Genomic DNA, 24,336 nt, shown 5'->3' on the forward strand with positions numbered 1-24,336 from the left:
GAAGGCCGTAAGCCACGCTAAACGTGTTCCGTTCGCTCGATATACTGCTCAATCGTGTCGGTTGAAACATTGCCTGCCGTGCCCACGTAGTACGATTCCTCCCAAAACCCACCACCCACAGGTACTCCTCCAAGAACGACTCATGTTGTTCCCACATATCCCGTGCCGTGATGCTCTTGACCGTTCGCACAATCTCACTCGGAGCGTGTCGTTCGAGAAACTTCGTCTCTCGTGATCCCGAAAATCTCCGATTTTCGGACGACGACAGTATCTCGTAGCTGTACTCGTCGCACACGTCGCGGAAACTCGCTTCCAGCGACTCCTCGATTGGTTAGGGGATGGCGTGGCAGTACTTCGGACACCACACGAAGTGGTAGTTGACGTTGTACACCGTGTGGTTCGACCGCTTCTCGCCCATGTCGAACCCACTCCACCGATACAGTTAAGTATATCCAAAGGATATACATAGATATGGCGAATCGCTTTGAAATCGACGGCGAGGAAGTTCTCGACGGCGAGGTCAAGCCGTTCGGGAACAGCGCCCACGTCACCGTCCCCAAACGCTGGCGGGGAGCTGACGTGAAGGTCGTCCGAACCTCAGAACCCACCGAACAAGACGAAGAATGACCGACGAACAGGCTCTCGTCAAGACGCTGGACTTCCAACTCGACATCCAGAGTGACAACGAGAGCCTGTTGTACGACGCCACCCTCGAAGCCCGCTCGGTGTACAACGAAACCATCCGCCTCGCCAAGCAAGGCGTGGATTGGAATGCGATTCCCGACCACGTGGCCGACGACGCCAACCTCGTGAAGAACACGACACAGCGTGTCGTCGCCAAGGCACTCGGAGCGATGGAGAACTACTACGAGTACGACGACTTCGGCCAACCGAGTCACACCAAGGACGGCCCGTACCCGCTTCGAGCCAATTACGAGGAAGGGTACAACCTGTCTCTCACCGACGACGGTGACGTGGCGTTCCGAATCAGCGCGAAACCGTACAATCACGTCAAGGGTGTCCTCAAAGGAAGTAACGCCCACCTCGACATTCTCAAGACCGCACTCGAAAGTGATGAGTGGAAGATCGGGACGGCGGAAGCCCTGTTCCACGGCGGGAGCGCCGAGTTGCACGTCAACGTCACTAACACCGAGCAGACTGTTCGAGACAAGCAGGACTCACGGACGGTTATCGGTGTGGACGTGAACGAGGACAACGTGTCCCTCACCGCACTCTCCGAGGATGGCGTCGAAGGCACGCTCGTTATCGACTTCCCCGAAATCAAGTTCGAGCGCCACCGCTACTTCACGATGCGAAAGCGCGTGCAGAACGCGAGGAAGGACAGCATCCACGACACGTTGGAAGGGCGTGAGGAACGGTTCGTCCGTGACCGACTCCACAAAGTGAGCCGTCACATCGTGGAGTGGAGTCAGCAGTTTGAGAAGCCGTGCATCGTCTTTGAAGACCTCAAAGAGATGCACGACAGTATCGACTACGGCACGCGGATGAACCGACGCTTGCACCACCTCCCGTTCCGTGCCCTCCAGTTCTATACGTCCTACAAGGCATCGTTCGACGGAGTTCCGACCGCGTGGATTAACCCCGAGTACACCAGTCAGAGGTGTCCGATGTGCGGACATACGGAGCGAGCGAACCGCAACAAGAAGCGGTTCAAGTGTCGGTCGTGTTCCCATCAAGACCACAGCGACCGTGGTGCAAGCGTCAATATCGCCGTGAAAGGCATCAAGAAGCATCAAGATTGGAATGTGCCTGCTCTCAACAGCCTTCCAGTTGTTCGGAAGGTGTCGACCGAGAGACGGAGTCTCTCGTGATCACGAAAATCTTCGATTTTCGGACGACGACGGCAGGCATCGGGGGCCGTGGACGCCCCGACCGTGACCCACCCGACCGTTCGAGGCTATCAGGCCGATGGTCGGATGGGAGTGTCCGACTAACCCACGGGAAGCCTCGGGGCTTGACCCCGAGGCGGTTCACAGGCTGCGGTTTCGTTCTCGGCTCGTTGATGAGCAGTGGCACGACCACCCCCACTCCGATGAGGATTGCCAACCGAACGACCGGATTCGCCGTGACGCCCAGTGAAACGTACCAGATGAAGATGCCGAGCCCCATGAACATGGTCACGGTTTGTGTGGCTTTTTCACCCATAGACGCTCTCTTACGTCCGATCGCTGATAACGTCGCGGGCTACACTGGACATCCGCCGCTCGAGACGGCGGACGTGGCGTCGGTTGCGAGTCGAGTCACGCCTCGAGGCGGATGCTGATCGACCGTTCGGGGAGCGATCCGAACCGTTAACGGCGGCTGGTCGCAAAACACAGCCCAATGAACAGCCGAAAACGGGTCGTTCGCCACGGACTCACCGGTGGTGGCTTCGGCACACTCCTGCTGGCGGCTAGCTTCCTCGTTCTCGGAACGCCGACGAATGCGGCCACGGTCGCGCTGGTGGCGTGGCTCGTCGTCGTCGGCGGCTCGATGGTCGCCGCCGGCACACGAGAGCGCGTCTCGGTCGGGTCGGTGACCCTCGAGTGGCCCCGTGTGGCCGCCGTCGCGATCGCGTTGCTCGCCGTCGGCTGGGCCACCATCAGCGCCGTGGGACTGCTCGAGGGCGACGGCATCACCGGGCTCGGAACGCTCGAGATCGCCATCACCGCCCTCGTCGTGGGCTACTTCGCGTGGTTCGCCCGCGAGTGCTGGGTCGGCGGCGCGTTGCTCGGAGCTGAAACGTTCGCTGTCGACTGAGACGGATCCTGTCCTGAAGCTGACGGACAGGCGTCCGCACGAGACTGTCATCGGTCCGTGGTCGGCCATACAGCCAAGGCGAATGCGGACCAAGTGGTTCCTATGCAAGAGGACACCAATCACGAGCAGTCCGAGGCGTCGACGCCGACACGGATTGCGGAGGACCCGACGGACTCGTTCGATCTCGAGCACCCGGAACGCGTCGAGGTGGGTGTCACCCGCGGCGAGACTGACCTCGAGTTCGGGCCACCGCGGGACTACCCCGACCGAGCGGACGTCTCAGTTCGACCCGAAGACGACGGAAGCCATCGGCTCGTGGTGAGTATCGACGCGATGGCTGGCGATCACGGGACGGGGCACGCAGATGTGACGCTGACGCCGGCAGAAGCGCGGGCGCTTCGGGATCACCTCGACGAGACCGTTCGCTGGATGACCGAAGCCGACGAAGCAGCAGAACCTACGCAGGAAGACGAGCGCTAAGCAGCGTCTTACTCCGGACTCGGCGTCTCCGCACGCGAGAGGTACGACGTCAGATCAGAGGTCGTGAGCATTCCGATGACGCCCTCGTCCTCGTCGACGACGGGCGTGTGGTGGAAGCCGTGTTCGACCATCACGTCCGCAGCGTCACGGATATCGTCCTGTGCGGTGACCGTGATCACGTCCCGAGTCATGTACGTCGAGACCGGCGTCTGATCTTTGGGCTTGCGTTCGGCGACGATCTGAACGAAGTCCGTCGTCGTCAGAATGCCCGCAAGTTGGTTGTCCTCGTCGACGACCATCACCGAGCCGATGTCCTCCTCGAGCATCAGCTTCCCGGCGTCCTCGACGAGCGTGTCCGGTGAGACCGTATGTACCGACGAAGACATGATTCGCGCAACGAAAATATCGTCCATAACTAGTTGTTCGACGTATACGTGATAAGGATTGTCAATGCGGCAGGGGCTCGAGCCGACAGCCGCCGCAGGTTTAAATACCAACTCGGCCATACTGAGGGACAGATCAACTGATGGCGTCTCCTCCAGCCCCGCTCGAGGGCACCTGCAAACTCCTTTCCGAGCCTGCGCCCAGCGATGCCCTTTTCGAGCGGATCGCGTCCGAATACGCCGCCCTCGCCGACGAGTACGGCCCTCGGAACGTCCTCGTCTTGAAACGACACCCGACGGGTCTCGAGTCACTGACCGGCGCCCTTTCCGGAGTCGACGCGACCAGCGGCACCCCGCGCTCGCCACGTGTCGAGTCGTTGCCCGAACACGCCTCGAAAGTGCTCGAAGAGTACGATCCGACGCTGGATCGCCTCGAGTACGAAGAGCGGATCGAGCTCATCTCGCTGGTGATCGACGGCGCCAGCCGCGACGTGCCGGAGTATCTCGAGCGCGCGGCGAGCCACGAGAGCTTCGCCCGCGACGTCGGGCAACTGCTGCTCGAGGCGACCCGCCAACGGCTTCGCCGCGATGAGTTCGAGGCCGAGCCACACGACTGTCTGGCCTTTCTCTACGCGATGAACGATCGGTTCCACGCCGAACTCGAGGCTCGAGGCTACGTCGAGCGGGCAGACGTGATCCCGCGGACCGTCGACGTGCTCGAGGCGGACGCTGACGGGCTACAAACCAGAGTCACCGACTCGGTCGATGCCGTTCTCGCCGTCGAATTCGAAGAGTTTCGGCGGCTCGACCGGCGCTATCTCGGGGCGCTCACCCACGATGCGGAACTCGTTTGTCTGGGCGAGCGCCATGCCAGCGTCGAGCGCACGCGTGTCGAATCCGGCCGCATCGAGGACCACGTCGGCGACGGCCTCGCGGTGGAGGTGCTCGAGACAGGGCCCGAAGACGGCGAGAACAGCGAGCCGCCACACCGGGAGATAACGCGGTTTCTGGCGACGGGAAGATCACCGTCGGCAGCGGGAGCGGATGAAGCCACCGAGCAGGCACCGAGTCGGGCACGCCGAATCCGCGCTCGAACCGCACGTGGACAGGTCAAACGCGTCGCCACCGAGATCCAGGCCCTCCGAGGTCGCCACGACTGGACGTACGACGACGTCGCCGTCGCAGTGCCACGGATCGAACGCGTGCCCGAAACCAGAGCCCAGCTTCGCGAGGCCGGGATCCCAACGGCGACGATCGGCACCCCCTCGCTTGCGGAGGATCCTGCCGTCAACGAACTGTACGCGTTCGTGACGCTGCAGTGTGCCCTCGAGCGTGGCTCCGGGCGACGCGACCTGTTCGACACAACCACGTCCGATCGAGACGCGGGCGATCCGCTCGACGTCTCGCTCGATCGACTGCAGGCTCGCGTCGAAGAGTTCTCGCCCGACCTACTCGAGTCGTGTGCCGGCTCGAGCGTCTCCCGATCGCTCGAGCGGTGGCTCCACCGGACGGATCTGAAAGGCCGCATCGCCCGCGACGAGGCGTGGGTCGACGCACGCGAACAGTACGAAGGCGTCCGTCGGGTGCTCGAGATCGCCCGGTTCGTCGAGGAGACGGATCTCGTCGGGCCGGACTGGCAGGGGCTGCGACGGATGCTCCGACGAACGATCCAGTACGACGCCCCCTACGTCCACGCCGTCGACACACAACCGCCAACCGGCGGCGTCACGGTCTGTGCCGTCGACGACCTGAAATACGATTCGCGAGAGGCCGTCTTCGTGCTTGATCTGACCGACGACAGCTACCCCGGCGAGCAGTTTCTCACCCAGCTGTTCCCGACGGCGTGGCTGCGCGAGATGCCAACGTATCCGGCCGTCACCGATCCTACCAGAGCGGAGCTGACGGCGACGTTTTCCACCGTCGCGCCCGAGGACGTCGGCGACCCCTTCGAAACGTACCACGCCCAGCGCTCTCGGCGACGGCTCGCCCTCGCCTCTCGAGCCGCCCGCACGCAGCTCTACTGCTGTTCGTACGAACGCGGCGCTGGCGGCCTGCGTCGAACGTACGACGAGTCGCGTTACCTGCACCTGCTCGACTCGACGCCCGGCCTTGAGCTGACGAGCGTCGACGACGAGCCGACGGCGGCGATCCACGGCGAGACAAACGCCCTCGAGGCGCTGCTCGCCCAGCCCCACGGCGAACTCGAGCGAATCCTCCGGGAGGCGAGTACGGGCGGCGAGGCCGACCTCGGAACGACCGAGGAGCTGTTCGAGGAGATCGCGGTCGTCCTCGAGGCGGGCGACATCGACGACGACCTCGCCGAAGCAGTGCGATCGCAGTTCGAGTTCGCTGCAGGAGAAGTGATTCGCAATGAGTGAGCACGCCCGCGACGGCAAGGCCGACGCGATGGAACTGACGGTCGACGGCCTCGAGACGTATCTCCACTGTCCGCGCCGGTACGAGTTCGCCCACGACCACGGCCTCGCTGGCAGCGACGACGACACCACAATCGACGACCGCGTTGCTCTCTTGCGGACGGCGATCTGTGACGGGCTTCGACGTGGCGATCCCGACCGTGAGGCCCTCGAAGACGCCATCAAAACGCGACTCGAGACGCTGTGGGACGGCCACGACGAGCCGTTTCACTCGCTGGCCCAGCGACGCCACGAACGGCGAGTGCTCGAGGCGACCGCGACAGCGTACGTCGACCGCGTCGGCGTCGACCACGCGGCCGGGATCGAACGACTGGCGTCGGAGGCGACCGAGGGAGCCGTGATCGGGCCGGGGCTTTCGCTCTCGAGTACGGTATCGGTTCCAGAAACGGACGAAACGACGGTGTCGATCGACGCGAGCGTCGACTACGTCTACGCCGATGGCTCCGCGATCGTCGGCGTCCAGTTCGTCCCGACGCTCAGATCGCTCGGCCTGCTGCGCTACCGATCGGAGTGGGAGGGGGCCGTCGCCGAACAGTTTACCGACCACTTCGACCCCGACGCGGACGTCTTCGAGCCGACGTTCGTCGGCGCACTGTTCGAAACCGCCGTCGTCATCGACGGGCTTCGCAACCACTGCCGGCGGTTGGGCCTCGAGGACCGAACCTGCCGGTACGTCCGGATTCCGCTCGCTGACCGCTCGCAGACGGCGGTCAACTGGGCTCGCAAAACCGTCCAGACGAGCCTCGAGGTCGCAGATCTGACCGACGTCTACATCGACCACCACACGTTTGGCATGACACACGAACACCGCAATCGAACCGTCGACGATCGGCTGGCGACTGTCGCCGGCCGCCTGGCCACAGGCGCGTTCGATCCGACCGACCGCTGGGATTCGATTTCGAACCACGCCTGTCCGGACTGTTCGTACACGGTCTGCTGTCAGGAGTACATCGCCCAGGAGGTGCGGTTCGATGGGTGAACACCGAGCGCAGGCCGTCGACGAGCCGAAAGGGAACCAACAGGCCGTCATCGACAGCCGGGCAGCCTGTACCTCCGTCGACGCCGGCGCGGGAACCGGGAAGACGACGACGATGCTCATGCGGATCGAGCACGCGATCGAACGCGGCGACGTCGATCCCGACGACATTCTGGTGTTGACGTTCGCAAACGAAGCCGCCGGCAGCATCCGTGATGCGGTCGCCGAGCGCCTCGACCCTGAGGCCGCCGCGGCGATCGACGTCTACACCTATCACTCGTTTTGTTACCGGCTGGTCCGGGAGTACGCCTACTACCTCGGCTACTCGCCCGAGTTCGACGTGATCACAGAACGCACACGCCGGCGGATCGTCGGCCGGCTGCTCGCCGAAAACGACTACGACTTCGCGGCCGCATCAGTGCGTGGCGACGGCACACCCGAGGAGTTCGCCGCCGACGTCGACCGGTTCATCCAGTCGATGAGCCAGGAAGACATCACCCCCGACGAGCTACAGACACAGCTGCCAGCTGTCCGCACCCTCGAGCTCTGTAACGAGTTCGTCCTCCGGCTCGAGCGCCGAGCGAGCGCCGACCTTTCCTTCGACAACGAGGCGCTGCGCTACTTCAACAGCGACGACCACCTCGAGGCGACCACCGAGTCACTGGTCGGCTACGGCAAGCTCCTCGAGTTCTGTCGCGAGCAGATCGCCGAAGCGCCGGCGACGTTCCGCGAAGACGACGTCGTCCGCGACGTCGAGCGCTATCTCCGGGTGCTCCAGGGCTGTGTGACGAACACGATCGACGTGCTCGATCTCGAGGATCCGACGACCAAGCAGCTGCCACGTGCCCTGTTCGGCAACGAGATCTGGCGGACAGCGACGAATCGGATCGAACAGAGCCCGTTCGGGCGGCTGAAACACTACATCGAGTTCCTGCGTCTTGCACGCCACTACACTGACGTGTACGCCGACTATCACGACCACCTCGAGCACGAGCGGACGCTCGATTTCGACGAACTGGTGCGAACGGCGACGGAACTGCTCGACGATCCCGCGATCGCCGACGAGATCACGAGCCAGTGGACCGACGTCTACTGCGACGAGTTTCAGGATACCGACGAGACGCAGTTCGCGCTCATCACCGAGCTCACCGATGGTCCCGACAGGCCCGACTTGCTGGCTATTGGTGACAAGGATCAAGCGATTTACGGCTGGCGGGGCACCGATCGGGAAGGGCTTGACAGGCTCGCCGACGCCTACGACGACCACGAGGCGATCGAACTCGAGCTCAACTTCCGCTCGCGACAGGAGATCCTCGATCTAACGAATCACTGTGAGTACGGCCCCCAATCGACGAAAACGCTGCGTGAGGACGGACGCACGCCCGGCGAGTACGCGACTGACGACGAGGACAGCACTGGAACGGAACGCCAGCCACCGGATCGTGTCGTCAAAATCGAAAGCGACGAAATCGACCGCTCGACGGCCGAACAGGTCGCGACGACCGTCTCGAGGCTGCTCAACGACGACGCGGAAAACGTCCCCCAACGGACACTTGAGGACATCGCGGTCATCGTGCGGACGAACCGCCACGCACAGGCGGTCGCCGACGAACTGCGAGACCGCCAGATCCCCTACGAGATTTCGGGCTCGCCACGCGGCGAGATCCAGCCTGGGGTCCGGACGCTGCTGTCGTATCTGCGCGTGCTCGTCGATTCCGATGCCGACGCCCACCTCCGGCGTGTGCTGCTCTACCGGTACCGACTCGCCGAAGCTGATCTCGCGACGCTCCAGCGACGGGAGGGGACGCTGTACGATGCCGTGATGAGGATCGATCCAGCGATCCTCGAGTCCCCCGACCGACTCGAGCGAGCGCGCGACCACCTCGAGGCACTCGAAACGCTCCGTGACGTCTATCCACTGACCGGCTTTTTCAGCCGCTTCCGTGAACTGACGCGACTCGAGTGGTTCCTGACGAGCGAGGAGCGTGAGGAACTCGAGCGCGTCGAGCGCTTCGTCGAGGCGTATACCGCCGACTCGGTGATCGAGACGCTGACGCCACGGTTTGTCGACGCACTGGAGGGAACGCTCGAGGGGACCGGCACCGACCGGACGCGGGGCACGCAGTCGACCGATTCGGTCGACGTGATGACGGTCCACCAGGCTAAAGGCCTCGAGTTCGACACCGTCCTCGTCCCCTACCTCTCCGACGAGGAGTGGTGTGTCGAGCGCGATTACGCCGAGCGCGCCCAGTACCGCCTGCTCGCGGCGGCGCTCGACGACGGGATCGAGTCGCCGCTGTGTGCCGACCTCGCGACCGAGACGGTCGGCGAGGAGTGGCGAGTACTGCACGTCGCGCTCACCCGCGCCGAGAACCACCTGTTCGTCTTCGGCTCCGAGTACGACTACGACGGCGAGGAGGGCGAACTCGCGGCGTCGACCGCAGAGGCGTGTCTGGCAAGCGAGATCGAGTGGTCGGTCACAGGCGAACGGATGAACCTCTGGACGTCGCTGCGGGCGAGTTTCGATCGCGTACAGGAGACGTATCCCGAAACCGTCGTCGACCGAACCGACGAGATCGCGCTGTCGGCCGCCCGCAGTCCGGGAACCATCACCTACTACGCCGGCTACGACGACCGCCCGCACGAACCCCTCGAGACGCGCGAGGCGATCGACACGGTCCACAGACTCGGCCGGTTGCTTCGCGAGGGAACGTTGCTGCCGGCGGCCGACGCGGCGAGTTTCGGCGGCCTCGAGCGCGAACTCGAGGGGATGGCGCAACCGGTGCCGAGCAGTCGCTGGGCGTCTGCGCTGACGACCGAGACGGTTCGGTTCCCCGTCGAGACGCTCTCGAACGCAACCGAGCTGCCGGTTGCGATGCGACACAGCTACACGGCGATGGAAACGTACGACACCTGTCCGCGAAAGCATTACCTCGAGCACGTCGTGCGGGCGACTGACGATCCGCTGGCGTCGATGCCCAGTGTCGGGACGGGCTCGCGACTCGTCGGCACGCTCTTTCACGACATCGCCGAGGAAGCGTTCTACCGGGAGTACCGAACCATAAAAGAGTGGCAGACGGCCGCCATCCGACAGCTGACCGCGCGTGATCTGCTCGAGCACCGCGAGGCCGTGGTCGCCTGCATCAGGCGCTACTTCGAGGCGAGTGCTCCCGCGTTCGACGACCCGGTCGCTGACTGGGAGCCAGTCGCCGCGGAACTGCCGTTCAGTCTCGAGGACATCGACGGCGTCACCGGCAGCCTCGTGGGCTACATCGACTCGATCCGACGGACACCCGACGGCGACCTCGCCGTCCTCGATTACAAGGCAACGGCCGAGCGGATCGACCCCACCGACGCCACCCAGCTAGCGCTGTACGCCCGCGCCTGCGAGCAACGCTTCGACGAACCACTCTCGGTCGTCGGCTACGTCTACGTCGGCGACGTCGACGGGCCGCGCGTCGACCTCATCGAACCCGACGACCTCCCGTCGTGGTCGGCCGTCCGCGAGACGCTTATCGCAGTCGACGATCCGTCGCTCGAGGAGACGACGCCCGGCGAGCACTGCCAGTACTGTCCGCATCGGTCGCTTGGCTGCGGCCCCGAGGAGGACACCGAACTACCGATCTCGAGCGACGACTGACCGCGCTCGAGAGCGAACATCCTTATCCCACCGCGAGCGAACGCTGGGATATGCGCGAGACGACGCTGTGTTTTCCGATGCGGGAGGGACGCGACGCCGGGACGGAGGTGCTCTTGATCGAGAAGCGACGCGGCCTCGGCGAAGGGTGGTACAACGGCCCCGGCGGGAAACTCGAGGCCGGCGAAACCCCACGCGAGTGTGCCGTCCGCGAGACGCGCGAGGAGGTCGGCCTCGAGGTCGAAGCCAGTGCGCTCGAGAAAGCGGGCGAACTCAGCTTTCTGCTCGACGGCGAGAAACACACGTTCTGTCACGTCTACCGTACGCGGTCATTTGCAGGCGAGGCGACTGCCTCGGCCGAAGCGTATCCCGAGTGGGTCGCGATCGACGAGGTACCGTACGAACAGATGTGGGACGACGACCACCTCTGGCTTCCGGGCGTCCTCGAGGGCGAGACGGTCGCCGGCGAGTTCCGATTCGAGGGCGGGCGGCCACTGGACGAGGCTGACTTCGTCGGGCACGACCTCGAGTGGAACGTTTCGTTTGCCGCCGATCGTGAGTAGAAGGTGGGGCTTCGGTGGACGGTCTTGAGAGAGGTTATCAAGCTTCAATGATCAGTACAGGTGGAGGCGTTATCAGAGCGGCTATCTACACCTCTCTGATGAACATTAGGAACTATACACTAAACAGACAGAATTGGTTCAGCAAACTAATACAGTAGTTCGCCTGATTCGTCCCACTCACAGTATCTTATACTGGCGGGACTTGTTTCTACAAAGGGTTCTTTTTCACCAAATTCATCAACAATGTAAAGCGTGGGACTGACGCTCTCATGTACTTCCCATTCTTCTTCAACAATCTTCTTCTCTGAATGGTATTCAATCTCAGCACTATAGAACCCGTATTTCGGTTCTTCTACTAGCGTAGCATCCTGTTCAGCTGAAACCTCAAAGTCATCGTCAATGAGAACCTCGCTATCAAATGTCTCACTATATGGTTCAAATGTGATGTGAACCGAGACAAAAATATCCGTCCCAGACAGATTACCTAGCGGAATCGACCGACCGGCCGTTGGAATTGCTTCTTCAATCCTGAGACGTGTCGTTCCGTTACTGGCCTTGATCACGGGTTGGTAGTAGCGACCGCCATAGGTCCCATACTCAGGGGCACTATATTTGAGATAAGACGATTCGGGGTCCATGATGTCCGTCAGGTAGAGGTCTCCATCTGTCTCGTATGACCCGTCTTCGAGAGCGGTTGTCACCTCTTTTTCCACTTCCTCAGGAACGTTATCCATAGGAATTATCATTGAGGTGCATTCTTCGTACTCGAGTCGTCTGGTTGAACGTACGTTGTCGAAACAGCCAGCGAAACTGGCCGAGGTAACTCCAGCAGAAGCGAGTAGCGCACGGCGGTTCATGTCTGGTGGGACGAAATTACTATATATATCCTTTCTGTCCGAATCTTGTGCTGTTCGCGCCATCTGTTCAGCACGACTTCGCCACCATAATTGATAGCTGTCAGAAGACACTGCGTTGGGTTCACACCAGTAGTTGCCCGGTCAGTATAGGTGAAGGTGCAACCGGTCTCAATGGATACTACAGGAGTGTATTATCGGTCGGTAGAACAAATAAATATAAAAGTATTACCGTACAGTAATACTAACTAATGATAGATATGGTTGAGATGATGACTGGCATACTCAATGCCCTCACATATCTCGGGGCTTTTGGCGGCCTCATGTATATTGCTGACCGAATGGGAGTATCGCTCCGCATTTCGGACGAAAAGTAGTGTATCAGAACAGACGGCTGTTGAACCGCTGGTCGACAGGTCGAAACGTGAAAACGAACCTCAAACCTCGAGTTAGGGTTTGAGAACGACTTTCCCGGAGCTCTTGCGATCCTCGATGTACTGGTGGGCCTCGGCTGCGTCCTCGAGGGCGAACGACTCGCCGACGATGACCTCGAGGTCGCCGGTCGTCAGCCCCTCGGTGAGTTCGGGGACGGCCTTCATGATCCGACTCGGGTCGTGGGTGGCGGCCTGACCGAGGTGAAAGCCCGAAACGGACTTGTTCTCGAACAGCAGGCGGCGGTTTTCGGCTGCGGCTGGAACGCCGCTGGCGACGCCGTAGGTGACCATGCGGCCGAAGTGGGCCATCGCGTCGAGACTGCGTTCGAAGACGTCGTCGCCGACGCTCTCCAAGACGAGGTCGACGCCCTCGCCGTCTGTTTCGTCGTCGACGACCTCGCGGAAGTCGGTCTCGGTGTAGTTGATCGGATGGTCGCAGCCCAACTCGGCGGCGAGATCGAGTTTCTCCTGTGTGCTCGCGGTACCGAATACCTCCGCGCCGTGGTTCGAAGCGAGTTGGACCGCGGCCGTGCCGACCCCGCCCGCAGCGGCCTGGATCAGGACCGACTCGTCTTCCTCGAGGCCGCCCCACTCGAACAGACAGCTGTGGGCGGTGAGAAACTGGACGGGGAAGCCGGCGGCTTCCTCGAAGCTCATCCCCTCGGGAATCGGGAAGAGCATCTGTGCGTTCGCGGTCGCGTACTCGGCGTAGCCGCCGCCGTTGAGCATCGCGACGACGCGGTCGCCCTCGTCCAGGTCGACGTCCTCTCCGGTCGCGTCGATCGTGCCCGCAGCCTCCATGCCGGGACGATACGGTGCGTCGGGACCGCCGGGATAGACGCCGCGGCGTTGCATGATGTCCGCGAAGTTGATCCCCGCCGCTTCGACCTCGAGGCGGACCTCGCCCGGACCCGGTTCCGGAAGCTCGGCGTCGATGAGCTCGAGTTGATCACTGTCGCCGTAGTCAGCTACCTGGATCGCTTTCATGCCCATCTCTGTGTCACACACCTGCATAAAGCTCCGAGAACCGGAGTGAACTGACGGGCCGTTCTCGCCCCGTTTTCAGGGTGGATCTGCCTTCGCATGGTTTAAGCCCGCGCTGACTGCATGTCGAATCAATGAGCGACGAGAGTCAAGAACTCGGCATCACCGAGTCGAAATCGCACAAGCCCGGCGACTGGTACGCCGAAGTCGTCCAGAAGGCAGGTCTCGCGGATTACGCCCCGATGGGCGGCTTCATCGTCACGAAACCGCGCGGCTACGCGCTGTGGGAGGGCATTCAGGACGCCCTCGACAGCGAGTTCAAAGCGACCGGCGTCGACAACGTCTACTTCCCGATGTTCATCCCCGAGAGCTTCTTGGAGCGCGAGAAGGACATCGTCGAAGGATTCGACCCCGAGGTCGCGTGGGTGACCCACGGCGGCCACGACGAACTCGAGGAGCGACTCGCCGTCCGACCGACCAGCGAGTCGATCATCGCACCGTTCATGGCCGACTGGACCCGCAGCCACCGCGACCTGCCCCTGCGACTCAACCAGTGGTGTTCGGTCGTTCGCTGGGAGGCGACGGAGACGAAGCCGTTCTTCCGGACGAAGGAGTTCATGTGGCAGGAAGGCCACACCGCCCACGCATCCGACGAAAGCGCGTGGGAGGAGGTCTGGACCCGACTCGGCCAGTACGAGAACCTCTACGAGGACGTGCTGGCGATTCCGGTCCTGCGCGGTAAGAAGCCCGAACACGACAAGTTCCCCGGAGCCGACACCACGACGACGGTCGAGGCACTGATGCCCGATGGCAAGTCCGTTCAGGGAGCGACGAGCCACAACCTCGGCCAGAGCTTCGCCGAGGCCTTTGACATTACGTTCGCCGACGAAGACGAGGACGAGCGAACGGCCTACACCACCTCGTGGGGGCTGTCCTGGCGAGCGATCGGCGCGCTCATCATGACCCACTCAGACGATCAGGGGCTCGTGCTCCCGCCGACGATCGCGCCCACGCAGGTCGTTATCGTCCCCATCTGGCAGGAGGACACCAAAGACGACGTCCTCGAGTACTCCGCGGACATCGCCGATGACCTCGAGGCGGCCGGCTTCAGCGTCGAACTCGACGATCGGGACGAGCGCAACCCCGGTTTCAAGTTCAACGAACACGAGTTAAACGGCGTACCGTTGCGTCTCGAGATCGGCCCCTACGAGGTCGAAGACGAGGAGGTCACGCTGGTTCACCGGCCGGACAACGAGGAGTCCGTCGAGGACCGCGACGAGATCGTCGACGCCGTCGACGAGCATCTGGACGAGGTCTTCGACAAACTGTACGACGCGGCCGAGACAAACCTCGAGGAGAACGTCCGCGAAGCGTACAGTCCGGAGGAGATCCTCGGCACGATCGGCAAACACGGCGGCTACGTGAAGACGTCGTGGTGTGGCGACGAGGCCTGCGAGGAAGCCATCAAAGAGAAGATCGCCGCCGAAATCGTCATGCAGCCGCTCGAGGACGAAGGCGGGACGACGGCCGGCGAGGTTCCCGAACCCGACCACGACGAGTGTGGCGTCTGTGGCGACCCCGCAGACGAGATCGCATACTTCGCGAAGTCCTACTGAGATGGACTGCTGTACCGATTTACCGCCGACCACCAGCGGCGGGGTCGGTGATCGGCAGTAAGCGACGACAGCAGTCCGGATGAGACCGTCGAAACGGTATCGGCGGCCCGATCAACCGGCGATTTTCGAGGAGAGATCGTACCCTGACACTGGATTGTGACGTCGACGGAGTTCGTGGCAGGGAGTAACAGGCAGACCTAATTCTTTAACCACATACTGCTTATGGCTGGCAACATAATGAATAACCGTGGTGTTCACTCTGGTGGGTGAGCACTACGTGCCTCTGACACTTCTGCCCACACCGGGCAGTCATTTCCGTTCGATCAGTGAGACGGTCTGCTGCCCCAATGTCCCGCCGAGTACCGACCTGTCCTGGTACTCGGTGGTCAGTGACGACAGCAGTCCGTATGCTGCCGTCGGCTCGAGCAGCGAGCGCTGAGGCCGACTGTCGAGTGGCGTCTGACGGACGGTATATTATTTACTATCATTAAGGACCATATGCCTTATATTCGATTATATGTGTCTATAATACACTTAGTCATTATGGATCAACCTCTTATAGGTGTTTTCGCTACTTGTGCGTATGTCACAGCCACACATGTCTGCAAAGCATTCGCAGGGGCTTGCAGACCCCACTGACGAGCGGTCGAACTGCGGTGTCGGTGTTGTCATGGACCTCGACGGTGATGGGGGACACGACGTCGTCGCCGACGGCCTCGAGCTCCTCGTCAATCTCGAGCATCGGGGGACGACTGGCGCGGAGAAAAACACCGGTGACGGCGCAGGGATCATGTTCCAGATGCCCGATGCGTTCTTCGCGGATGTTCTCGAGGCCGATCTTCCGGACACCTACGCTGTCGGTTCGATCTTTTTCCCACAGGACGACCCAGCACGCGAGGAACTGATCTCGATCATCGAAGATTCGCTCGAGACCTACAACCTCGAGGCCCTCGAGTGGCGCGACGTGCCGACCAACAACGCGGACCTCGGCCAGACGGCCGTCGACGCCGAACCCGACGTCTGGCAGGTCGTCGTCACACCAACCGACGACGTCACCGGCGACGCGTTCGACCGGCGACTCTACGTCGCTCGCCGGGCACTCGAAAACGAGGTTGAGTCCGCTGATATCGACGGGTCAGAGCGCTTCTACGTCTGCTCGCTCGACTCGGAGACGCTCGTCTACAAGGGCCTGCTCAAAGGCGAGCAGGTCGCCTCCTACTACCCCGATCTGACCGACGAGCGAATGAAGTCGACGTTCGCGATGGTCCACGAGCGGTTCTCGACGAACACGCTCGGCGCGTGGCACCTGGCTCACCCATACCGGAACATCATCCACAACGGCGAGTTCAACACCATTCAGGGCAACATCAACTGGATGCGCGCCCGCGAGACCGATCTCGAGAGCGACGTCTTAGAAGATCTCGAGGCGGTCAAGCCGATCATCGACGACCCGGACCAGTCGGACACCGCGAGCGTCGACAACGCGCTCGAACTGCTGATGCAAGACGGCCGGGACCTCGAGCACGCCCTTCGAATGCTCGTCCCCGAAGCCTGGCGCGGCGACGAGTCGATGGATCAAGACCGCAAGGACTGGTACGATTTCCACGCCTCGCTGGTCGAGCCGTGGGACGGCCCCGCACTCGTCGCGGCGACCGACGGCGAACGCGTCGGCGCGGTGTTGGACCGGAACGGCCTTCGACCGTGTCGGTACGACGTGACGACCGACAACCGCCTGATTATGGCCAGCGAGGCCGGCGCGCTCGAGACCGATCCATCGGAGATCGAAGAGCGCGGCCGACTCAAGCCCGGCCAGCTGTTCCTCGCCGATCCGAACGAGGGACGCGTTATTCCGGACGACGAGGTCTTCGAGGACCTCACCGACGATCGCTACGGCGAGTGGGTCGAGCAAGAACAGGTTCAACTCGGCGACATCCGGACGACCGACGACAGCGCACCCCGCCAGTCGGTCTCGAACCTGCGCGACCAGCAGGCCGCATTCGGCTACACCCACGACGAACTCGACAACATGATCGAGCCGATGCTGCAGACGGGGAAAGACCCCGTCGGCTCGATGGGCGACGACACGCCGCTGTCGGTGCTCACCGAGTTCAACCGCCCGCTGTTCTCGTATTTCAAACAGCTGTTCGCACAGGTCACCAACCCGCCACTGGACTACATCCGCGAGGAGTTGGTGACGTCGATGGAGAGCCGACTCGGCTACCAGCGCAACCTCCTCACCGAGTCGCCCGAACACGCCCGTCAACTCGTGCTCGAGTCACCGATTCTGACCGACGGCGACCTCGAGTCGATCCGTGACTGTTCGACCAACGGGATCACGGCCGCGACGGTCGACATTACCTACGAGCCGACGAGCGAGGAGCCGGGAACTGACCTCGAGAGGGCGATCGAACGCGTCCGCGAGGACGCCGTCGAGGCTATCGAGGCGGGCCACGACGTGTTGGTCCTCTCGGATCGCGGCGTCGACGAGGACCGAGCCGCGATCCCGAGCCTGCTCGCGACCGGTGGCGTCCACCACCATCTCGTGCGAAACGGCCTGCGCAACCACGTCGGCCTCGTCGTCGAGTCCGCCGACCCGCGCACTGTCCACCACATGGCGACGCTCGTCGGCTACGGTGCCGGCGCGATCAACCCGTACCTCGCCTACCAGACGATCGCGGACATCACGGCCGGTTCCGACGGCGCGGACACGGCGACCGCGATCGACGCCTACGTCGGCGCACTCGAGGACGGCTTGCTGAAGATCATGGCTAAGATGGGGATCTCGACGGTCGAGAGCTACCAAGGCGCACAGATCTTCGAGGCCGTCGGCCTCGACTCGGCGCTCGTCGCGGAGTACTTCGAGGGCACCGAGAACCGCACCGAAGGGATTGGTCTCGCCGAACTCGAGGCGGACGTCCGCGAGCGCCACGCCGCAGCCTTCGAGGACGGCGACGGCGACCTCGACCGTCACGGCGAGTTCGAACACCGCTCGAACGGGATTCACCACCAGTGGAACCCGGAGACGGTCGGCACGCTCCAACAGGCCGTCCGCTCGAACGACTACGAGCGCTACGGGGAGTTCGCAGAACTGATCAACGACCAACAACAGAACCTCCAGACCCTGCGCGGGTTGCTCGAGTTCGACTCGGATCGCGACCCGGTCCCGATAGAGGACGTCGAGCCGATCAAGGACATCGTCCAGCGCTTTTCGACCGCGGCGATGAGTCTTGGCTCGCTCTCGCCGGAGGCCCACGAGAACAACTCGATTGCGATGAACCGCATCGGCGGCAAGTCGAACTCGGGCGAAGGCGGCGAGCCGCCGGAGCGCTTTGGCACCGAGAAAGAGTGTAACGTCAAGCAGGTGGCCTCGGGCCGCTTCGGCGTCACCTCGACGTATCTCTCTTCGGCCGACGAACTCCAGATCAAGATGGCACAGGGCTCGAAACCCGGCGAGGGCGGCCACCTTCCCGGCGAGAAAGTCAACGAGATGATCGCCCACGTCCGCAAGTCGACGCCGGGCGTTGGTCTCATCTCGCCGCCGCCGCTGCACGACATCTACTCGATCGAGGATCTGAAACAGCTGATCTTCGATCTGAAGGCGGCAAACGAGGACGCGGACATCAACGTCAAACTCGTCTCCGAAGCCGGCATCGGCACGGTCGCAGCGGGCGTCGCGAAGGCAAACGCCGACGTGGTCCACATCTCGGGCCACTCCGGCGGCACGGGTGCGTCGCCGCGCACCTCGATCAAAAACGCCGGTCTCCCCTGGGAACTCGGCCTCGCCGAGGCGAACCAGATGCTCTGTGCGACCGGGCTACGCGACCGCATTCGCGTCTCCGCCGACGGCGGGATGAAAACCGGCCGCGACGTCGCCGTCGCCGCCTTGCTCGGTGCTGAGGAGTACGTTTTCGGGACGTCTTCGCTGGTCACCAGCGGCTGCGTGATGGCCCGACAGTGTCACAACAACACCTGCCCGGTCGGCGTCGCCACCCAGCGCGAGGACCTGCGAAAGCGCTTCCCCGGCGAACCCGAGCACGTCATCAACTACATGACGTTCATCGCCCAGGAACTGCGCGAGATTATGGCCGAACTCGGCTTCGAGACGATCGACGAGATGATCGGCCACGTCGAGGTGCTCGCCCAGCGCGAGGATATCGACCACCCGAAAGCCCGCCGCGTCGACCTCTCGGGGGTGCTTGCCAAACCTGAGGGCGAGGTCCGGCGCAAGATTCGCGAACAGGACCACGAACTCGAGGCCCAACTCGACCGCGACCTCATCGACGCCGCCGCCGACGCGATCGAAACCGAGGAGCCAGTGATGCTCTCGACCGGCGTCACGAACGTCGATCGTACCGTCGGCGCGATGCTCTCGAACCGCATCACCAGCCGCTACGGCGAACCGGGCCTCCCCGAAGACACGATCTCGATCGACCTCGAGGGCACGGCCGGTCAGAGCTTCGGGGCGTTCCTCGCCAGCGGCGTCTCGATGCACCTCGACGGCAGCGCCAACGACTACGTCGGCAAGGGCCTCTCGGGTGGGAAGCTTACCATTCGAACGCCCGAGACGGCCACCTACGATCCGACCGAGAACATCTCGATCGGCAACGTCGCCCTCTACGGCGCAACCGACGGCCAACTGTACGTCAACGGCGTCGCCGGCGAGCGCTTCGCCGTCCGCAACTCCGGCGCGAAAGCCGTCGTCGAAGGCGTTGGCGACCACGGCTGTGAGTACATGACCGGCGGCGTCGTCGCCGTCTTGGGCGAGACGGGGACGAACTTCGCTGCGGGGATGTCCGGCGGCGTCGCCTACGTCTACGACCCCGACGACGAGTTCGCCGACCGCGCGAACACCGGGATGGTCTCGCTACACGAGGACCTCGAGGACCGAGACGAACAGATGCTGCGACGACTCGTCGAGAACCACGTCGCCTACACCGGCTCCGAGCGGGGCGAACACCTGCTCGCAAACTGGGAGCGCGCGCTCGAGGCCTTCGTCAAGGTCATGCCCGACGCCTACCACGAGGCGATCACCGAGCAGGGCAGCGACGACGTCCGCACCGAACTGCCCGGCGTGCCCGAGACCGAACTCGAGGCCGAGTCAGCCAGTTTCGCGGCGAGCGACGACTGAGATAGGCTGCGGTTCCGATCACGGGCGGCGGGATCGATGACGACAGCAGTTCGTCTGCCCTCGACTCACTCCGCTCGGTCGTCACCGTTCATATACGACGCCCCATAGGCGATCAGCGCGCAGTTGAGCGAGATTAGCGCGATGACCAACAGGCGTGTCGTGTTCCGACCACCGTCGCCGCTGGTGACCACAACCACCAGTGCGCCGACCCCGACGACTGCCAGTCCGACCGCCAGCAGGCGGTCGAGCCGCGGGTCGTAATCGAACGAGACCGCTTCCTGAACCCACTCATCGTGGCGGTTCCGTCGCTCACGATATCGTTCGGCTTTGGGGTCGTCGTCGGAAACCGGATGAAGACCGAACGTTCGGAGTCCGTCGAGTCCCGTCCGCGCCTTCGCGATCGTCCCGCACGTGAACGCGACGAACAACAGGACGACGACGGCAATACCGGAACCGAGCGCGGCTGCCGGGACCAGAAGCACCACCGCAAGGATCGCGAGTAGCGCCGCGATCCGTTCGGCTCGAGTCGGGACGGGGTCCACGTTACGGCCGTGTTTCCTGTTGCTCGAATCGGAACCGGAATTCGGCCGCTTGACACCGTTACTCGCGACCGAGCGTGTGGAACTCGTCGTTTGGCCGCATCTCCGCGAACATCGCGAGTCGGTTGCTCAGGTTGTAAAAGGCCGTGACGGCCGCGATGTCCCAGATCGCCTCCTCGCTGAAGCCAGCCTCGCGCAGCGCCTCGAGGTCGGCCGGTTCGACCGCGGTCGGGTTCTCGGTCAGTGTCACGGCGACGTCGAGCATCGTCCGGTGGGCGTCGTTGATGTCCGCCGTCCGGTAGTTGGCGACGAGTTGGTCGGCCAGCAGCGGATCGTCGGCATAGATCCGGACGAGCGCACCGTGGGCGACGTTACAGTAGTAACAGTGGTTGACGCCGGAGACGGCGACGACGATCATCTCGATCTCCTCGCGCTCTAAGGCGGCGTCCTCGACGAGGGCGTCGTGATACTGGAAGAAGGCGCGGAAGTGGGAGGGCTTGTACGCCATCGCCGAGAACACGTTCGGCGTGAAGCCAGCGCGGTCGGTCTCTGCGGCGATTCGCTCCTGTAGATCCTCGGGGAGGTCGTCGAACGCCGGGACGGGGAATCGGGCCATCGCGTCGTCGCTGAGTTCTACCTTGGTGTCGGAGTTACTCATGGCTACCGATTCACACGCATCCGTAATAACTCAGGGGCCCGAGTTCACCACTCCTCGTCGACGAGCCCACCGGCGTCGACTGCCGCCTCGAGGACGGCGTCTCTGCCCGGCGTCTCGAGCAGGTGGGCCGCACAATCACAGTCCGAGGCCCCGAACTCGGGGACGTGATCGCCCGGAAGCGACGTCGCCAGCTCACACTCCCGGTCGGCGTCGGGGAACGTGACCACGCGCTCGAGGGTCGTCGTCGGATGACCGAGCAGGTAATCGATATGCCAGTGGCGGGTCTCGCGCTCGCCGGTTGCGAGTTCGCGGTGGCGGTCTACGCGGGCAAAGCCACCCGGGCCGAAGGCGCTGCCGACGTAGGCGTAGGTGCCGACAGCAAAGGGACACGTACCCAGCGCGCCGACCTCGATGGTCGTCGTCCGAGACACGTCGACGACGAGAACGTATGTGCCACCCATACCGGTGGTCAACGGCGAGGTGATAAAAACGAACGTGGTTCGTGCCGACGCGAGTCGTGATCGCGTGGTGTTACTGCCGTCCGTGCAGTTCAGCGGAGTCCGATACGGTGGAACGTCCGTCGACGTCGACGGCAGAACCGAGCACGAGCAGTCCCTGTGGAGGGTCGTACTCGTAGGCGATCCATTGGGGGAGAGACTGTGCCCCAGTGAGTTTCCGAACGCTGAGCTGTCTGTGCCTGACAGCCGACTCGAGGTGGTCGGCCAGCCGAAGATCGACGATCCCGTCGGCGAACGCATTGCTGGAGTCCGATCCAATATCGGCGACCGTGCCGGCGATGATCGGCACGTATCGCGCCTTGCACACCGACGCTCGCAGCTCCGCCACGAAGGCGTGGCGATGGTTGGCCTCAAACTCGGCCAGTGAATCGATGGTCACCAGCCCCGTCTCGGTCATCTCGAGATCGTCTAGTGTCTCGTTCAGGCCGGACAGGATCGGCTCGGTGGCGGTCGGCTCCTCGAGCGTGACGATCGAGTCGGCAGCGGTCTCGCCGACGAACTCGATCCACCTGTTTCGTCGCTCGAGGAATGTCTCGCGGTCTTCGAGCCGATGGGTGAAACAGTCGATCACCCGGAGTCGCTCGTCCTCAAGGGCAGGCAAGACGTTCCACCCCGCTTCAAAAAAGCGCTCGAGGACCGCCGTCGGTGGCGTCGTCGCGGTGAGGATGGCGGCGGGTTCGCCGCGCTCGAGCGCGCGCCAGACGAGTTCGGTGAGGAGTTCGCGCCACCGGGTGCCTGCCTCGCCGACGAGTGTGAGAAACGAATTCGACGGGACACCGGTGGGAACGAGCGAGTCGAGCGGTTCGACGCCCGTCGCGATGCGCTTGTACGCGCTCGGCTCGGCCATCGTCGTGTCGTCGCCTACGGCGTCGTGACAGGCCGTCGAACAGACGTAGCCGTCGTCGGTCTCCACCGGATCGTTCGGGATCGGGTAGTGACAGTGATCACACTCGAGCGGATAGTCACCGGGTCGATCCGATCGCTTGGATGGTGACATGAGTAGCGGGAGTACGACGGACGGGGGAAAAGAACCAGTCCTGTGAGAGCGGGACTGTCATCGCTGGTGATACTGGTGGACAGCCGGCACACGGAGAGCGGCCGACAACAGCCCGTGCTGCCGCGGCGCGGGTGCACCGACGACCAGACACTCCTCATACTGTCGGACAGAACGGTTCGAAGGTCGGTCGCCGACAGTCGGTCGATCGTTCGGACAACAGGAAAAACACATGGCATATGGGTGAGTGAGAGCACGTATGTTCGAGAAGTCGACGTGGATTCGTCTGCCGCGAAACGTCGTCGTCGGTCACGGGGTCATCGATCAGGTCGTCGACGTCATCGACGACCTCCAATTGCAGGGTCGGCCGCTGTTCGTGACCAGCCCGACGCCACGGGAGGTCGCCGCGGAGCCGATCGTCACGGCGTTCGAAGCCACCGGCGTCGAGCCCGCCGTCGTCACGATCGAGAAAGCAACGTTCGACGCCGTCGAGCGAGTGATCGAGACCGCCAACGCCGAGGACGTCTCCTATCTCGTCGGCATCGGCGGCGGGAAAGCCATCGACATCGCCAAGATGGCGAGCTATCACCTCGAGATGGGCTTTTGTTCGGTACCGACGGCGGCCAGTCACGACGGCATCGTCAGTAATCGCGGCTCCGTCCCGGATGGGGACACCCGTCACAGCGTCGCCGCTGAGCCACCGCTTGCGGTCATCGCCGACACCGAAATCTTGGCCAACGCGCCGTGGGAACTCACAACGGCGGGCTGTGCCGACATTATTTCGAACTACACCGCCGTGATGGACTGGCGACTCGCCCACCGGTTGAAAAACGTCGAGTACTCCGAGTACGCCGCCGCCCTCGCGGAGATGACCGCCGAAATCCTCGTCGACAACGCCGACCTCATCCGCCCCGGTCTCGAGGAGTCGGCCTGGGTCGTCACGAAAGCGCTCATGTCGTCGGGCGTCGCGATGAGCATCGCCGGCTCCTCCCGGCCAGCGAGCGGTGCGGAACACCTCTTCTCGCACCAACTCGATCGGCTTGCGCCCGACGCGGCCTTACACGGCCATCAGGTCGGTGTCGGCTCGATCATGACTGCGTACTTACACGGCGGCGAACGCGGCATCTGGCGAGACATTCGGAACGCACTCGCGAGTATCGACGCGCCGACGACTGCGGACGGGCTTGGCATCGACGACAAGACCGTTATCGAAGCGCTGACCACCTGTCACGAAATCCGTGATCGGTACACGATCCTCGGTGACGGCATGGACGAGCGTGCCGCACGCGAGGTCGCGACGAAGACCGGCGTCATCGACTGAGCCTACCGTCTGTCTGGTGTCGATGCCGAATCGGCGATTCGGGGCCACGCCGTGGC

Annotated in this window: 17 protein-coding genes and 2 pseudogenes; 11 read left to right on the forward strand and 8 right to left on the reverse strand. The window is 63.2% G+C overall.

All coding sequences use genetic code 11. The features are described 5' to 3' along the window. Positions 1-17: 17 nt before the first annotated feature. A pseudogene (tnpA, locus tag C495_RS17210) lies at positions 18-418 on the reverse strand (IS200/IS605 family transposase). 53 nt (positions 419-471) lie between these two features. Between tnpA and C495_RS17215 the strand changes: the two are divergent. From C495_RS17215 to C495_RS04760, 4 genes and pseudogenes are all read left to right on the forward strand, one after another. Continuing rightward, positions 472-627, forward strand: a complete 156-nt coding sequence (locus C495_RS17215) for a DUF2080 family transposase-associated protein (protein WP_007540613.1) — start codon at positions 472-474, stop codon at positions 625-627. After that, positions 624-1,955 (forward strand): annotated as a pseudogene (locus C495_RS04750) (RNA-guided endonuclease TnpB family protein). Before C495_RS17215 ends, C495_RS04750 begins: the two are co-directional and overlap by 4 nt. A gap of 388 nt (positions 1,956-2,343) precedes the next feature. Next, positions 2,344-2,760 carry a hypothetical protein gene (locus C495_RS04755; RefSeq protein ID WP_008160523.1) on the forward strand — a complete coding sequence of 139 codons (417 nt, stop codon included), beginning with the start codon at positions 2,344-2,346 and terminating at the stop codon, positions 2,758-2,760. Between the two features lie 102 nt (positions 2,761-2,862). Then, positions 2,863-3,240, forward strand: a complete 378-nt coding sequence (locus tag C495_RS04760) for a hypothetical protein (protein ID WP_008160527.1) — start codon at positions 2,863-2,865, stop codon at positions 3,238-3,240. Between the two features lie 8 nt (positions 3,241-3,248). Here the strand turns inward: C495_RS04760 and C495_RS04765 are convergent, their stop codons facing one another. Next, positions 3,249-3,653 (reverse strand): CBS domain-containing protein, encoded by a 405-nt coding sequence (locus C495_RS04765; protein WP_008160528.1) that lies wholly within the window; start codon positions 3,651-3,653, stop codon positions 3,249-3,251. A gap of 113 nt (positions 3,654-3,766) precedes the next feature. Here C495_RS04765 and C495_RS04770 point away from each other — a divergent pair, with 113 nt between their 5' ends. Genes C495_RS04770 through C495_RS04785 form a run of 4 tightly spaced genes read left to right on the forward strand, consistent with a single transcriptional unit; the run spans position 3,767 to position 11,234 of the window. Beyond that, positions 3,767-6,001: a hypothetical protein gene (locus C495_RS04770; protein WP_049890144.1), complete on the forward strand. Its 2,235-nt coding sequence runs from the start codon at positions 3,767-3,769 to the stop codon at positions 5,999-6,001. Further along, positions 5,994-7,037 (forward strand): PD-(D/E)XK nuclease family protein, encoded by a 1,044-nt coding sequence (locus tag C495_RS04775; RefSeq protein WP_008160529.1) that lies wholly within the window; start codon positions 5,994-5,996, stop codon positions 7,035-7,037. Before C495_RS04770 ends, C495_RS04775 begins: the two co-directional genes overlap by 8 nt. Then, positions 7,030-10,674, forward strand: coding sequence for a UvrD-helicase domain-containing protein (locus tag C495_RS04780; RefSeq protein ID WP_008160530.1), 3,645 nt, complete (start codon positions 7,030-7,032; stop codon positions 10,672-10,674). The genes C495_RS04775 and C495_RS04780 overlap by 8 nt, the downstream gene beginning before the upstream one ends. A gap of 50 nt (positions 10,675-10,724) precedes the next feature. Then, entirely contained in the window at positions 10,725-11,234 is a 510-nt protein-coding gene (locus C495_RS04785) for an 8-oxo-dGTP diphosphatase (protein ID WP_008160531.1), read from the forward strand. Between the two features lie 146 nt (positions 11,235-11,380). On the opposite strand, the gene C495_RS04790 is transcribed toward C495_RS04785, so the two are convergent. Next, complete coding sequence (locus tag C495_RS04790) at positions 11,381-12,091, reverse strand: hypothetical protein (RefSeq protein ID WP_152418862.1); 711 nt, start codon at positions 12,089-12,091, stop codon at positions 11,381-11,383. 446 nt (positions 12,092-12,537) lie between these two features. Continuing rightward, positions 12,538-13,509 (reverse strand): quinone oxidoreductase family protein, encoded by a 972-nt coding sequence (locus C495_RS04795; protein WP_008160533.1) that lies wholly within the window; start codon positions 13,507-13,509, stop codon positions 12,538-12,540. A gap of 131 nt (positions 13,510-13,640) precedes the next feature. Here C495_RS04795 and proS point away from each other — a divergent pair, with 131 nt between their 5' ends. Both proS and gltB read left to right on the forward strand, forming a co-directional pair. Continuing rightward, the gene (gene proS / locus C495_RS04800; protein ID WP_008160534.1) at positions 13,641-15,122 is read left to right on the forward strand and encodes a proline--tRNA ligase; all 1,482 of its coding nucleotides are present in this window, start codon (positions 13,641-13,643) and stop codon (positions 15,120-15,122) included. Between the two features lie 583 nt (positions 15,123-15,705). Continuing rightward, entirely contained in the window at positions 15,706-20,250 is a 4,545-nt protein-coding gene (gene gltB, locus C495_RS04805) for a glutamate synthase large subunit (protein WP_083902447.1), read from the forward strand. 65 nt (positions 20,251-20,315) lie between these two features. Here the strand turns inward: gltB and C495_RS04810 are convergent, their stop codons facing one another. The 4 genes from C495_RS04810 to C495_RS04825 all read right to left on the reverse strand — a co-directional run bounded on the left by C495_RS04810 (position 20,316) and on the right by C495_RS04825 (position 22,962). Next, on the reverse strand, positions 20,316-20,792 hold the full coding sequence (locus tag C495_RS04810; protein WP_008160536.1) for a hypothetical protein: 477 nt from the start codon (positions 20,790-20,792) through the stop codon (positions 20,316-20,318). Between the two features lie 58 nt (positions 20,793-20,850). Next, complete coding sequence (locus tag C495_RS04815) at positions 20,851-21,447, reverse strand: peroxidase-related enzyme (RefSeq protein WP_008160537.1); 597 nt, start codon at positions 21,445-21,447, stop codon at positions 20,851-20,853. A 44-nt stretch (positions 21,448-21,491) separates the two neighbouring features. Next, entirely contained in the window at positions 21,492-21,908 is a 417-nt protein-coding gene (locus C495_RS04820) for a GIY-YIG nuclease family protein (RefSeq protein ID WP_008160538.1), read from the reverse strand. A gap of 70 nt (positions 21,909-21,978) precedes the next feature. Further along, the gene (locus tag C495_RS04825; protein ID WP_008160539.1) at positions 21,979-22,962 is read right to left on the reverse strand and encodes an RAD55 family ATPase; all 984 of its coding nucleotides are present in this window, start codon (positions 22,960-22,962) and stop codon (positions 21,979-21,981) included. A 256-nt stretch (positions 22,963-23,218) separates the two neighbouring features. Here C495_RS04825 and C495_RS04830 point away from each other — a divergent pair, with 256 nt between their 5' ends. Next, the gene (locus C495_RS04830; protein WP_008160541.1) at positions 23,219-24,280 is read left to right on the forward strand and encodes an NAD(P)-dependent glycerol-1-phosphate dehydrogenase; all 1,062 of its coding nucleotides are present in this window, start codon (positions 23,219-23,221) and stop codon (positions 24,278-24,280) included. Positions 24,281-24,336 lie beyond the last annotated feature (56 nt).

The sequence above is a fragment of the Natronorubrum sulfidifaciens JCM 14089 genome, from assembly GCF_000337735.1.
Classification (GTDB): domain Archaea; phylum Halobacteriota; class Halobacteria; order Halobacteriales; family Natrialbaceae; genus Natronorubrum; species Natronorubrum sulfidifaciens.

Bases quoted from the DNA above. Each gene is read 5' to 3' on its own strand.
- C495_RS04780 (WP_008160530.1), top strand. From the start codon at position 7,030: ATGGGTGAACACCGAGCGCAGGCCGTCGACGAGCCGAAAGGGAACCAA.
- gltB (WP_083902447.1), top strand. From the start codon at position 15,706: ATGTCACAGCCACACATGTCTGCAAAGCATTCGCAGGGGCTTGCAGAC.
- C495_RS17215 (WP_007540613.1), top strand. From the start codon at position 472: ATGGCGAATCGCTTTGAAATCGACGGCGAGGAAGTTCTCGACGGCGAG.
- C495_RS04820 (WP_008160538.1), bottom strand. From the start codon at position 21,908: ATGGGTGGCACATACGTTCTCGTCGTCGACGTGTCTCGGACGACGACC.
- C495_RS04765 (WP_008160528.1), bottom strand. From the start codon at position 3,653: ATGGACGATATTTTCGTTGCGCGAATCATGTCTTCGTCGGTACATACG.
- proS (WP_008160534.1), top strand. From the start codon at position 13,641: ATGAGCGACGAGAGTCAAGAACTCGGCATCACCGAGTCGAAATCGCAC.
- C495_RS04815 (WP_008160537.1), bottom strand. From the start codon at position 21,447: ATGAGTAACTCCGACACCAAGGTAGAACTCAGCGACGACGCGATGGCC.
- C495_RS04770 (WP_049890144.1), top strand. From the start codon at position 3,767: ATGGCGTCTCCTCCAGCCCCGCTCGAGGGCACCTGCAAACTCCTTTCC.
- C495_RS04830 (WP_008160541.1), top strand. From the start codon at position 23,219: ATGTTCGAGAAGTCGACGTGGATTCGTCTGCCGCGAAACGTCGTCGTC.
- C495_RS04825 (WP_008160539.1), bottom strand. From the start codon at position 22,962: ATGTCACCATCCAAGCGATCGGATCGACCCGGTGACTATCCGCTCGAG.
- C495_RS04775 (WP_008160529.1), top strand. From the start codon at position 5,994: ATGAGTGAGCACGCCCGCGACGGCAAGGCCGACGCGATGGAACTGACG.
- C495_RS04795 (WP_008160533.1), bottom strand. From the start codon at position 13,509: ATGAAAGCGATCCAGGTAGCTGACTACGGCGACAGTGATCAACTCGAG.
- C495_RS04785 (WP_008160531.1), top strand. From the start codon at position 10,725: ATGCGCGAGACGACGCTGTGTTTTCCGATGCGGGAGGGACGCGACGCC.
- C495_RS04760 (WP_008160527.1), top strand. From the start codon at position 2,863: ATGCAAGAGGACACCAATCACGAGCAGTCCGAGGCGTCGACGCCGACA.
- C495_RS04755 (WP_008160523.1), top strand. From the start codon at position 2,344: ATGAACAGCCGAAAACGGGTCGTTCGCCACGGACTCACCGGTGGTGGC.
- C495_RS04790 (WP_152418862.1), bottom strand. From the start codon at position 12,091: ATGAACCGCCGTGCGCTACTCGCTTCTGCTGGAGTTACCTCGGCCAGT.